This is a genomic window from Pseudomonas triclosanedens (assembly GCF_026686735.1).
Taxonomy (GTDB): Bacteria; Pseudomonadota; Gammaproteobacteria; order Pseudomonadales; family Pseudomonadaceae; genus Pseudomonas; species Pseudomonas triclosanedens.
In genome coordinates this window covers 4,213,875-4,225,218 of record NZ_CP113432.1, presented here as the reverse complement: position 1 = coordinate 4,225,218, position 11,344 = coordinate 4,213,875, and the positions used below count along the sequence as shown (strand labels likewise).

The 11,344-nt window shown below is 62.9% G+C and carries 11 protein-coding genes; 7 read left to right on the top strand and 4 right to left on the bottom strand.

Features of this window, described 5'->3' with window-relative positions:
* Positions 1-48: 48 nt before the first annotated feature.
* The gene (locus OU419_RS19605; RefSeq protein ID WP_254475012.1) at positions 49-570 is read left to right on the top strand and encodes a DUF6586 family protein; all 522 of its coding nucleotides are present in this window, start codon (positions 49-51) and stop codon (positions 568-570) included.
* A 99-nt stretch (positions 571-669) separates the two neighbouring features.
* Entirely contained in the window at positions 670-906 is a 237-nt protein-coding gene (locus OU419_RS19600) for a hypothetical protein (RefSeq protein ID WP_254475013.1), read from the top strand.
* Between the two features lie 41 nt (positions 907-947).
* On the opposite strand, the gene sulA is transcribed toward OU419_RS19600, so the two are convergent.
* Both sulA and lexA read right to left on the bottom strand, forming a co-directional pair.
* Complete coding sequence (gene sulA, locus OU419_RS19595; protein WP_254475014.1) at positions 948-1,421, bottom strand: SOS-induced cell division inhibitor SulA; 474 nt, start codon at positions 1,419-1,421, stop codon at positions 948-950.
* Between the two features lie 13 nt (positions 1,422-1,434).
* On the bottom strand, positions 1,435-2,049 hold the full coding sequence (gene lexA / locus OU419_RS19590) for a transcriptional repressor LexA (RefSeq protein ID WP_254475015.1): 615 nt from the start codon (positions 2,047-2,049) through the stop codon (positions 1,435-1,437).
* A gap of 253 nt (positions 2,050-2,302) precedes the next feature.
* Between lexA and OU419_RS19585 the strand changes: the two genes are divergently transcribed.
* The 4 genes from OU419_RS19585 (at position 2,303) to OU419_RS19570 (ending at position 5,452) form a co-directional block, all read left to right on the top strand.
* Complete coding sequence (locus OU419_RS19585; protein ID WP_254475016.1) at positions 2,303-3,016, top strand: TetR/AcrR family transcriptional regulator; 714 nt, start codon at positions 2,303-2,305, stop codon at positions 3,014-3,016.
* 44 nt (positions 3,017-3,060) lie between these two features.
* A complete protein-coding gene (locus tag OU419_RS19580; protein ID WP_254475017.1) occupies positions 3,061-3,585 on the top strand; it encodes a L,D-transpeptidase in 525 nt (174 codons plus the stop codon).
* 9 nt (positions 3,586-3,594) lie between these two features.
* A complete protein-coding gene (nagZ, locus tag OU419_RS19575; protein ID WP_254475027.1) occupies positions 3,595-4,593 on the top strand; it encodes a beta-N-acetylhexosaminidase in 999 nt (332 codons plus the stop codon).
* 121 nt (positions 4,594-4,714) lie between these two features.
* On the top strand, positions 4,715-5,452 hold the full coding sequence (locus OU419_RS19570; RefSeq protein ID WP_254475028.1) for an S-methyl-5'-thioinosine phosphorylase: 738 nt from the start codon (positions 4,715-4,717) through the stop codon (positions 5,450-5,452).
* A 51-nt stretch (positions 5,453-5,503) separates the two neighbouring features.
* On the opposite strand, the gene OU419_RS19565 is transcribed toward OU419_RS19570, so the two are convergent.
* Both OU419_RS19565 and mfd read right to left on the bottom strand, forming a co-directional pair.
* Positions 5,504-6,163 carry a CsiV family protein gene (locus tag OU419_RS19565; RefSeq protein WP_254475029.1) on the bottom strand — a complete coding sequence of 220 codons (660 nt, stop codon included), beginning with the start codon at positions 6,161-6,163 and terminating at the stop codon, positions 5,504-5,506.
* Positions 6,164-6,175: 12 nt separating this feature from the next.
* Positions 6,176-9,640, bottom strand: a complete 3,465-nt coding sequence (gene mfd / locus OU419_RS19560) for a transcription-repair coupling factor (protein WP_254475030.1) — start codon at positions 9,638-9,640, stop codon at positions 6,176-6,178.
* Positions 9,641-9,780: 140 nt separating this feature from the next.
* Here mfd and OU419_RS19555 point away from each other — a divergent pair, with 140 nt between their 5' ends.
* Positions 9,781-11,247, top strand: coding sequence for a glyceraldehyde-3-phosphate dehydrogenase (locus OU419_RS19555; protein ID WP_254475031.1), 1,467 nt, complete (start codon positions 9,781-9,783; stop codon positions 11,245-11,247).
* The last annotated feature ends 97 nt before the right edge of the window (positions 11,248-11,344 follow it).

The window sequence follows — 11,344 nt, the reverse complement described above, 5'->3', positions numbered from 1 at the left end:
CGCCGGGCGCGCATATACTGCCGACGTCGATTGCTGGAGGGCCTGGTCATGGCGAACGAACTCTATACCCGTACCAACCAGAAGCTGTTCTTCGCCGGCCTTGCCCTGGAGGCCTGGCGCAGCGCCGAGAGCACGCGAGCGATGAATGCCCAGGCGCGCATTCAGGCCGAGCGTGAAGCGGCACTGTTCCATCTCTATGGCGCGGTGCTGGGCATAGCCCATGAAATTGCCGGTTACTACCGGTTGCCCCAGGCCGGTGCGCCGCGTGTCGACATGCTGCTCAATGCGGATGTACTGGCCGCGGCACCGAGCCCGGAGCTCGCGGAAATGGTCGAACTCGCACAGTCTCCCGAGGCTTGGCTGGCCCGTTTGTTGGCTGCATACGCCGCGCTGTTCCAGCCGCCGAGCGAGCCGAAGAAGGCCAAGGTAGACCCGACGCAGCCGCTGATCCAGACGGTCAATGTAGGCGATGAAGTGCCTGTCGAGCTCGGCAATGACGAGCTGGAAGCCTGGCGTAAATCCTTGAAAGAACTGGTGCTGCGTTTCCGTGCGTCTTTGACCGAGCTCTGATTCATAATTCCGACCAACAGGCTGCCTAGGGGAACGTTGGGCTAGGGTGTAGCGGATGTGGCTGTTACACTACGCGTTCTGCTGTGGAGAACGTTCGCTATGCCAACCTCATTTCTGGAAATCGTAGAGCTGCCTGACGGGCGTATTGTGCTGCGTCGCGCGGACGAGGAAGAGGCATTGGTGACTCTGGAATTCTCCGCCGACGCGAAAGGCTTCCTGCAGGGGCAGCACATCGAGATCGCCAAAGCGATGTTCAACGTGGGTGTGCAGATGGCAGGTCGTCTCGCCGAGGGCGGTGATGTCGGCATGGACGAAGACCCTCGCGTCCTGCATTAAGCGCATGCCCCTGCTTCGCCGCATTCGCGACGAAGCTTTCATTACCCCAGACGAATATTCAGACTTTGCGCCTGACCGGTAACGGCTGCGCGGGATAGCTGCGCGCGCGCCTGGGAGCTGAGATTCAACCAGCTCACGACAGTGTGGCTGTTGCCCAGCCGGAGTGCTTCACAGGCGAGTGCCTGGGCGGCGGCTTGATCCTTGGCCGGCAGGAGCAGGATGCGCTCCCGATTCAGGCCGGCTTTGCGCAGCCAGTCTGGCGTAAGGCTGGAGGGCGGAGCGATCAAGGTCAGCCAGCGGGAATCGCTTTCCTCGCTAAGTTCACGCAGCATCGGTGCCAGAAGTGTCAGACATTGGCCGTGCAGGCCGCGAAGGACAATCTCGCTGAAGGCGCTGTCGGGGGTAGCAGGCTCTTCATCCATCAGCTCCGGGAGCAGGGAAGCAGTACCGCTTGCCCAGAGTGCCTCCTGGAACAGCGGAAGTTGCGGCAGGTTCAATGGCTGCGGGTACTGCATGGGTGCCTCCTGTTCAGCGGCGGATCACGCCGACACTCAAGCCTTCGATGACCAGTTCCTGTTCCTTGAGATCGACCTCGATGGGGGCGAACTCCGGGTTTTCGGCGATCAGCCAGACCTTGCTGCCCTCGCGCTTGAAGCGCTTCACGGTTACTTCCTCACCCAGGCGCGCAACCACGATCTGGCCGTTGCGGGCCTCGCGAGTGACGTGCACGGCCAGCAGGTCGCCGTCGAGGATGCCGACATCCTTCATGCTCTGGCCGCGCACGCGCAGCAGGTAGTTGGCCGGCGGATTGAAGAAGGTGGGATTGATGCGGCAGGTATCGTCGACGTTCTGTTCGGCAAGGATCGGTGCGCCGGCGGCGACACGGCCGATGATCGGCAGTTCGTCATCGTTTGCGGCAGCCTTGGGCTCGAAACCGGGGATGCGGATGCCGCGCGAGGCGCCAGGGGTCATTTCGATGGCGCCCTTGCGAGCAAGGGCCTTGAGATGTTCCTCGGCGGCATTGGGCGATTTGAAGCCGAGTTCCTGGGCGATTTCGGCGCGGGTGGGCGGGTAGCCGTTGTCTTCCAGGCAGCGTTTGATGAAGGAGAGGATCTCGGCTTGGCGCGGCGTCAGCTTCAGCATGTCCATACTCTGGCTTTTTATACAGTGACTGGAATTATATACAGTGATGGCCGCCTGGCAATGCTTTATTTCTGGTGGCTGTTGGCCGGGTATTCATCCATGTAACCTTTGCGTTCTGGGAAGCGTCTTGCTTTCAGGTGGGCTGTTCGTCGTATTGCCTACGTTTTTGTAAACAATTCTTCGCTTCCGGCTTGACAATGCGCGAGGCTGAAACGTATGTTTCAAACAAGTGTTTGTCAGGCGCGGAGTAGCCATGGCCCAGTCGGAAACCGTCGAACGCATCCTGGATGCTGCGGAACAGCTGTTCGCGGAGAAGGGCTTCGCCGAGACCTCGTTGCGTCTGATCACCAGCAAGGCTGGGGTGAACCTCGCGGCGGTGAATTATCACTTCGGCTCGAAGAAGGCGTTGATCCAGGCTGTCTTTTCGCGCTTCCTCGGCCCGTTCTGCGCCAGCCTCGAAAAGGAACTGGATCGTCGCCAGGCCAAGCCCGATTCGCCGCGTGCCTCGCTTGAGGAACTCCTCGAGTTGCTGGTCGTCCAGGCGATGGCGGTGAAGCCGCGCAGCGGCAATGACCTTTCTATCTTCATGCGCTTGCTCGGCCTTGCGTTCAGTCAGAGCCAGGGGCACTTGCGCAAGTATCTCGAAGAGGTCTACGGAAAGGTATTCCGCCGCTTCATGCTGTTGGTGAACGAGGCAGCGCCGCGTCTTCCGCCGCTTGAACTGTTCTGGCGCGTGCATTTCATGCTTGGCGCCGCGGCGTTCAGTATGTCCGGTATCAAGGCGCTGCGAGCGATGGCCGAAAACGATTTCGGCGTGAACACTTCCATCGAGCAGGTAATGCGTCTGATGGTGCCGTTCCTCGCCGCTGGCATGCGCGCGGACAGCGGTCTCAGCGATCCTTCGCTGGCTGGCGCGCAGCCCAAGCCTCGGGCCAAGACGTCTGCTTCGGCGCCTGCCAAGGTCTGACCCAGGCTGGGCTGCACTGGCTTGATCGGCTAAAGTAGCCGGTCATGGCTGACCTCGATCTCCTGCATGTTTCCCTTGCCGATCAGATGCTCTACGGCTTTGCCGCAGGGCGTCTGGTGCTGCGCCTGCAGATATCCTCGGCTGCAAAAGGGGCCGGGGAGCGCAATGGTTCTGGCTGCACGCCGCGTGGCGAGCATCAGGTACGCGCACGTATCGGGGATGGCCTGCCCCGGGGGGCGGTACTGAAGGGGCGGCGCTGGACCGGCGAAGTCTGGTCCGCGGAGCTGCACGAGGCATTTCCCAGGCGCGACTGGATCCTGTCTCGTATCCTCTGGCTCTGTGGGTCCGAGCCAGGGCGCAATCGAATGGGCGAGGTCGATACGTTCCGCCGCTACATCTATCTGCACGGTGCGCCGGACTGCGAGCCGGTGGGCGTGCCGGTCTCCCACGGTTGCATTCGCTTGCGCAATGATGACCTGCTGGAACTCTTTCCTCGCGTGCCTCTCCATTGCCGGGTTCGTATCGATGAAGCCGCCTGCCCTTATTGGCGGGCGGCGGGACTGAATTAAGGAAATGACATGCAAGGCTCTCTGATGCTCGATATCGGCGGTACCTGGCTGACCGCCGAGGACCGCCAGATCCTGCGCCACCCTGAAGTGGGCGGCCTGATCATCTTCGCTCGCAACATCGAATCGCCCCGTCAGGTGCGTGAGCTGTGCACGGCGGTCCGTGCCGTGCGTCCGGATCTTCTGCTTGCCGTCGATCAGGAAGGCGGGCGTGTTCAGCGACTGCGCCAGGGGTTCCTGCGGTTGCCGGCAATGCGTGCCTTGGGGGACAGTTCGAACGCCGAGCGTCTGGCCGAGCAGTGCGGCTGGCTGATGGCGACCGAAGTGCTGGCAGTGGGGTTGGATCTCAGCTTCGCTCCGGTGCTCGATCTTGATCACCAGCGCAGCGCTGTGGTCGGTAGCCGCGCCTTCGAGGGTGACGCCGAGCGCGCCACTGCGCTCGCTGGCGCATTCATTCGCGGCATGCACGATGCCGGCATGGCTGCGACTGGCAAGCACTTCCCTGGTCACGGCTGGGCCGAGGCGGACTCCCATGTAGCGATTCCCGAGGATGAGCGCAGTCTCGAGCAGATTCGCGCCAGCGATCTGCTCCCGTTCCAGCGCCTGTCTTCCGAACTGGATGCGTTGATGCCCGCCCATGTGATCTACCCGCAGGTCGACCCGAATCCCGCCGGCTTCTCGCGCCGCTGGCTGCAGGACATCCTGCGTGGCGAGCTGGGCTTCGACGGCGTGATCTTCAGTGATGATCTGTCGATGGCCGGCGCTCATGTGGTGGGAGATGCCGCAAACCGTATCGAGGCCGCGCTGAGTGCCGGTTGTGACATGGGGCTGGTATGCAATGATCGCGGTTCCGCCGAACTGGCCCTGGGCGCCCTCCAGCGTCTTAAGGTCAAGGTGCCCAAGCGCTTGCAACGCATGCGGGGCAGGGCTTGGCCGGGCGTCGAATACAAACAGTTGCCGCGCTGGCAGCAGGCCGTTGGCGAGTTGCGTGGCGCTCAACTGATCGACTGATTGCCGAGGCATTGCGGAGCGAGCCAGTCCGGCGCTCGTCGCGAGGGGATTGCAGATTCCGAAGTGCCGCCGGTGTTCTGCGCTGGGTCGCGAGATCGCAGCGGTCTACGAGGATGGAAAAATGACTGTCTACGCCATCATTGGCGGTACCGGCCTGACCCAACTGGAAGGCCTGACTCTGAAGGATGCCGTTGATCTGGACACCCCCTACGGCATGCCGTCGACTGCTGTGCAGCGTGGCGAGTTCGCCGGGCGCGAGGTGTTGTTCCTCGCCCGTCACGGACATCCGCATCGCATTCCACCGCATCAGGTGAACTATCGGGCCAATATATGGGCGCTGCAGCAGGCTGGTGCCGAGGCGGTCCTGGCGGTGAATGCAGTGGGTGGCATCCATGCGGCTATGGGCAGCGGGCATCTGTGCGTGCCGCACCAGATAGTCGATTACACCTGGGGGCGCGAGCACACCTATTTCGCTGACGATATCGAGCATGTCACGCATATCGACTTCAGCCATCCCTATGACGAAGCGCTGCGCCAGAAGCTGGTCGTGGCGCTGCAGGCACTCGGCTATCCGCATAGCAGTCATGGCGTATATGCCGCGACCCAGGGCCCGCGCCTGGAGACCGTGGCTGAAATCGCCAGGCTGGAGCGCGATGGTTGCGATATCGTCGGCATGACTGGCATGCCCGAAGCGGCGCTGGCTCGCGAGCTTGAGCTGCCGTATGCCTGCCTGTCGCTTGTGGTGAATCCGGCGGCCGGCAAGTCCAGCGGCATCATTACTATGGCTGAGATCGAAGAGGCGCTGCGCGACGGTATCGGTAAGGTGCGCGAAGTGCTGGGGCGCGTATTGATGAGCTGAATTCCAGCTCCAGGAAAACGAAAAAGGCCGCAGTGATGCGGCCTTTTTTCATTACTGCGCGGGTTGTGCCGGCGGAGGGGCGTCGAAGCCGCCGTCGCTCGGTGCGGCCGGTGCGGGTTGCTGCAGCGCGCCAGGGCCGGTGGGGGCCTCGTCTTCCATTCCGGGCGGCGGTGGTGAGGCCGGGCGGGCATTGAGCGGGCTGACTTTGATCAACATGCCCAGGCTTGGGTGGTCGAGGTAGGTCAGCACGCTGTTTTTAAGGCTGGCTTCCTGGACCATGTGCTGGCTGGCGGCGAGCAGGCCGTCATTGCCGAACTGGTTGATCCAGAAGTTGGTCTGGGTGTTCACAAAACGCTGCTGGCTGAGGGTGATCGTTCCTTCCACCGGGTAGTGTCCGTCACGTTTTTCGCCTTCGTTGAGGGCGATCTTCACCGGGTTGGCGTCGATGTCCTGGCGCCAGGCTTTGTGCATCAGTACCTGGAAGCCTTCATTCTGCCGCAGCTTCGCCACCTGCGCGTCGAGGGCGGTGGGGCGCTGGCTGTCCGCGCTTGGCGGCTGAGCGCCTTTGGCCCAGTCGTCGGGGGCGGACTGGCTGGCGAATACGGCATCGCCGGACTGCTGGAACAGAATCAGCTCCACCTGGTAGGGCTCGGCGAGGGCAGCCGGCGACAGCAGGGCCAGCGACAGCAGCAAGGGTTGGAACAGGCGCATTGCACGGGGTCCTTAGTGAGTCTGTGGCTTGAGGCGCTCGAGCAGCGCTTCCAGCGTGTTGAAGCGTTCTTCCGGGCGCTCCATCGGAACCTGGAACTTGAAGAGGGTCGCCCCTTCGAATTTGTACCGATTGGGTTGGCTCTGGATCATCTTGATCAGGACCAGCGGGTCGACGCAGGTATCGGCGGCGAATTCTACCCGTCCTCCCTGCGGCCCGGCATCAACCTTCACGATGCCAAGCTTTTCTGCCTGCAGTTTCAGTAAAGTCAGGCGCATGAGGTTCTTGGCCGGTTCAGGAAGCAGGCCGAAGCGGTCGATCATTTCCACCTGCAGTTCGCGCAGCCCGTCCTCGTCGACCGCGTTGGCGATACGCTTGTAGAGGATCAGGCGGCCGTGGACGTCCGGCAGGTAGTCTTCGGGGATCAGCGCCGGCACCCGCAGGTTGATGTCCGGACCGCCGCCCAGCGGTTGTTCCAGGTTCGGCTGCTCGCCTTTGCGGATGGCCTTCACCGCGCGTTCGAGCATTTCCATATAGAGGGTGAAGCCCACTGCCTGGATCTGTCCGCTCTGACCTTCGCCGAGCAGTTCGCCGGCGCCGCGGATTTCCAGGTCGTGGGTCGCCAGCACGAAGCCGGCGCCCAGGTCCTGGGCGTTGGCGATGGCTTCCAGGCGCTTTTCGGCGTCCGGGGTCATCTGCTTGCGAGGTGGGGTGAGCAGGTAGGCATAGGCCTGGTGGTGGCTGCGGCCTACGCGGCCGCGCAACTGGTGCAGTTGGGCCAGGCCGAACTTGTCGGCGCGCTCGATGAGGATGGTGTTGGCGCTGGGCACGTCGATGCCGGTTTCGATGATGGTCGAGGCTACTAGCACGTTGAAGCGCTTGTGGTAGAAGTCGCTCATCACCCGCTCCAGTTCGCGCTCGTTCATCTGCCCGTGGCCGATGCCGATGCGCGCTTCCGGGACCAGCTCCGCCAAGTCGCGGGCGCACTTCTCGATGGTCTTCACCTCATTGTGCAGGTAGTACACCTGGCCGCCGCGCAGCAGTTCGCGCAACAGGGCTTCCTTGATCACCGACTTCTGTTCTTCCATTACGAAGGTGCGCACGGAGAGGCGGCGCGCTGGCGGTGTGGCGATGATCGACAGGTCGCGCATGCCTGCCACGGCCATATTGAGCGTGCGGGGGATCGGCGTTGCGGTGAGGGTGAGGATGTCTACCTCGCTGCGCAGTGCCTTGAGTTGTTCCTTCTGGCGCACGCCGAAGCGGTGTTCCTCGTCGATGATGACCAGGCCGAGATTCTTGAACTTGACGTCGTCCTGCAGCAGCTTGTGGGTGCCGATGACGATATCCACCTTGCCTTCGGCCAGTTGTGCCACAGCGCCTTCGACCTCTTTGGTCGACTTGAAGCGGCTCATGACCTCGACTGTCACCGGCCAGTCCGCGAAGCGGTCGCGGAAGCTGTTGTAGTGCTGCTGGGCGAGGAGGGTGGTCGGTACGAGCACAGCGACCTGCTTGCCGCTGTGCACCGCGACGAACGCGGCGCGCATTGCCACCTCGGTTTTGCCGAAGCCCACGTCGCCGCAGACCAGGCGATCCATCGGCTTGTCGGCGAGCATGTCGGCCACGACGGCCTCGATGGCAGTCTGCTGGTCCGGGGTTTCCTCGAAGGGGAAGCCAGCGGAGAAGGTCGCGTAGTCCGCCTGCGGGTCTTTGAACGCGTAGCCCTTGCGCGCCGCACGGCGTGCATAGATGTCGAGCAGTTCGGCGGCGACGTCGCGGACCTGTTCGGCGGCCTTGCGCTTGGCCTTCTGCCAGGTTTCCGAGCCCAGCTTGTGCAGCGGCGCCAGGGCGTCGTCGCTGCCGGTGTAGCGGGCGATCAGGTGCAGGTTGGCCACTGGCACGTAGAGCTTGGCTTCGTCTGCGTATTCCAGGGCCAGGAACTCGGCGTTCTGGCCGTCGATCTCCAGGGTGATCAGGCCCATGTAGCGACCGACACCGTGGTCGATGTGCACCACCGGCGCACCCTCGCGCAGCTCGGTGAGGTTCTTGATGACATTCTCGCCGCCGTCGCGGGTCTTCTCCCGGCGGCGTCGTTGCATGACGCGCTGGCCGAACAGCGGGCTCTCGGCGACCAGGGCGATGCCGGGGCGGTGCTTCCCGGCCTCCAGCAGCAGGCCCTCGTCCATCGGAGCGATGGTGATCGCCAGGCGATCCTGATGATTGAGAAAGCCCGGCCATCCGTCGACTTCCACCGGGCGCAGCTTCAGCCGCGCCAGCAGTTCCAGCAGCACTTCGCGGCGTCCGGCGGATTCGGCGGCGAACAGGATGCGGCCGTCGAACTGTTCGATGAACTGGCGCAGGCGCGCCAGCGGTTCGCTGGCCTTGGCCTCGATGGCGAGTTCCGGCAGCGGCTCGGCGGAGAAGCGTTCGCGGCCGACGCCCGGCTCGATCGGTTCCGGGCTGACCACTACACGCGGCCAGTTCTTCAGGCGGGCGAAGCAGTCTTCCACCGGCAGGAATACTTCGGCGGGTGGCAGCAACGGACGTTCCGGGTCGTAGCGACGGTCCTCGTAGCGGTTGCGCACATCGGTCCAGAACTGCTCGGCGGCTGTCTCGATGCCCGGCAGGGAGAACACCTGGGTGTCCTGCGGCAGATAGTCGAACAGTGTGGAAGTCTCGCCCTCTTCGAAGAACAGCGGGATGTAGTACTCGATGCCGGCCGGTGTCAGGCCGCTGGCCAGGTCCTGGTAGATCGGGCAGCGCCGGTAGTCGACATCGAAGCGCTCGCGGAAGCGGCCACGGAAACCGGTCACCGCCTCCTTGCGCAGCGGGAACTCGCGAGCCGGCAGCAGGCGGATGCTGTCGACCTTGTCGATGGAACGCTGGGTTTCCGGGTCGAAGGTGCGCAGCGTCTCGATTTCATCGTCGAACAGGTCGATGCGGTAGGGCAGTTCGCTGCCCATCGGGAACAGGTCGATCAGCGCGCCGCGAACGGCGAACTCGCCATGCTCGTAGACGGTGTCAACGCAGCGGTAGCCGGCGGCCTCGAAGCGGCTGCGCATCTGCTCGACATCGAGCTTCTGGCCGACATCCAGGACCAGGCTGCTGCCTAGCAGGAACTTGGCTGGCGCCAGGCGGTGCAGGGCGGTAGTGATCGGTACTACCAGCACGCCGCGGCGCAGTTCGGGCAATTGATAAAGTGTGGCGACGCGCTGGGAAATGATGTCCTGGTGCGGCGAGAACACGTCGTAGGGGAGGGTTTCCCAGTCCGGTAGCTGCAGTACCGGCAGGTCCGGCGCAAAGAAGCGCAGTTCCTGCTCCAGGCGCTCGGCGCTCTGGCTGTCGGCGGTCAGCAACAGGGTGAAACGCTTTGCCGCTGTCGAGGCTTCGGCAACGGCAAGGCTCAGGGCGGCACCTGGCAGGTTGCCCCAGGATTGCTTGCCGGCGGCGGTCGGCAGCGTAGGAGTGCGCAATACGGACACGGGCGATCGTGGCTCCGGTCGAAGAAATGGACCGGTTGGATTGTAACTATCCCGATTGATGGATGTCAGTCATGCGACGGCTGCGGATTGCCGCCGGTTGTTCACGCCGTCATAATGTAGCCCCTTTTTTCTTCTCCTACATGTGGAAGGTATTGCCCGTGACCCAGAAGCCCGACCAGTGTCTCGGTGAGTGGATTGATCGTGAAGCCCTCGCGGAAGCCATGATTCCGCTGATCGGCCAGCTCTACCGTAACAACAACGTGGTGACCTCGATCTACGGCCGTGGCCTGATCAACCGTTCGGTGATCGCGATCCTCAAAGCGCACCGTTTCGCCCGTCACCGCCTGGCCGACGAAGCCGAGCTGTCGGTACACGACACCTTCCCGATCCTCAAGGCGATGAGCGAGCTCAAGGTGGGCGCCGCCTCCGTCGACCTGGGCAAGATGGTCGCCAAGTTCAAGGCTGAAGGTAACGGCCGCAGCATCGAGCAGTTCACCAAGGACGAACTGGCCGACGTGGTTGGCAAGCAGAACGGCGGCAAGCGCGAAGGCACCGACGTTGTCCTGTACGGTTTCGGTCGTATCGGTCGCCTGCTGGCACGCATCCTCATCGAGAAAACCGGTGGCGGTGACGGCCTGCGCCTGCGTGCCATCGTCGTCCGCAAGGGTGCCGAGAACGATCTGGTCAAGCGTGCCAGCCTGCTGCGCCGCGACTCCGTGCATGGTCCGTTCGATGGCACCATCACCATCGACGAAGAAAACAATACCATTACCGCCAACGGCAACCTGATCCAGGTTATCTACTCCAACGACCCGGCGTCGATCGACTACACCCAGTACGGCGTCAAGAACGCCCTGCTGGTCGACAACACCGGCAAGTGGCGTGATGCCGAGGGCCTGGGCCAGCACCTCAAGTGCGCCGGCATCTCCCGCGTGATCCTCACCGCTCCGGGCAAAGGCGCGCTGAAGAACATCGTGCACGGCATCAACCACGGCGAAATCAGCGCTGACGACAAGATCGTCTCCGCTGCTTCCTGCACTACTAACGCCATCGTTCCGGTGCTGAAGGCTGTCAACGACCAGTACGGTATCGTCAACGGCCACGTCGAAACCGTTCACTCGTACACCAACGACCAGAACCTGATCGACAACTTCCACAAGGGCAGCCGCCGTGGCCGCAGCGCTCCGCTGAACATGGTGATCACCGAGACCGGCGCCGCTACCGCCGCCGCCAAGGCCCTGCCGGTTCTGAAGGGCAAGCTGACCGGCAATGCGATCCGCGTTCCGACGCCGAACGTCTCGATGGCGATCCTGAACCTGAATCTGGAAAAATCCACCTCCCGCGAAGAGATCAACGAGTACCTGCGCCAGATGGCCATGCACTCGGACCTGCAGAAGCAGATCGATTTCGTCTCCTCGCAGGAAGTGGTTTCCACCGACTTCGTCGGCTCCCGCCATGCTGGCGTGGTCGATGCCGAGGCTACCATCTGCAACGACAATCGCGTCGTTCTGTACGTGTGGTACGACAACGAGTTCGGCTACAGCTGCCAGGTCGTGCGCGTGATGGAAGACATGGCTGGCGTGAATCCGCCGGCTTTCCCGCGCTGATAGAGGCGGTATAGAGAAACGGGAGCTCTCGGGCTCCCGTTTTTCGTTAGTGGCGTTTCCATACCAACGATAAAATCTGCCAATTCCCGAACCTGGA

Excerpts from the sequence above, each read along its gene's own strand:
- OU419_RS19605 (WP_254475012.1), top strand. The coding sequence starts at position 49 with ATGGCGAACGAACTCTATACCCGTACCAACCAGAAGCTGTTCTTCGCC.
- OU419_RS19600 (WP_254475013.1), top strand. The coding sequence starts at position 670 with ATGCCAACCTCATTTCTGGAAATCGTAGAGCTGCCTGACGGGCGTATT.
- sulA (WP_254475014.1), bottom strand. The coding sequence starts at position 1,421 with ATGCAGTACCCGCAGCCATTGAACCTGCCGCAACTTCCGCTGTTCCAG.
- lexA (WP_254475015.1), bottom strand. The coding sequence starts at position 2,049 with ATGCTGAAGCTGACGCCGCGCCAAGCCGAGATCCTCTCCTTCATCAAA.
- OU419_RS19585 (WP_254475016.1), top strand. The coding sequence starts at position 2,303 with ATGGCCCAGTCGGAAACCGTCGAACGCATCCTGGATGCTGCGGAACAG.
- OU419_RS19580 (WP_254475017.1), top strand. The coding sequence starts at position 3,061 with ATGGCTGACCTCGATCTCCTGCATGTTTCCCTTGCCGATCAGATGCTC.
- nagZ (WP_254475027.1), top strand. The coding sequence starts at position 3,595 with ATGCAAGGCTCTCTGATGCTCGATATCGGCGGTACCTGGCTGACCGCC.
- OU419_RS19570 (WP_254475028.1), top strand. The coding sequence starts at position 4,715 with ATGACTGTCTACGCCATCATTGGCGGTACCGGCCTGACCCAACTGGAA.
- OU419_RS19565 (WP_254475029.1), bottom strand. The coding sequence starts at position 6,163 with ATGCGCCTGTTCCAACCCTTGCTGCTGTCGCTGGCCCTGCTGTCGCCG.
- OU419_RS19555 (WP_254475031.1), top strand. The coding sequence starts at position 9,781 with ATGTGGAAGGTATTGCCCGTGACCCAGAAGCCCGACCAGTGTCTCGGT.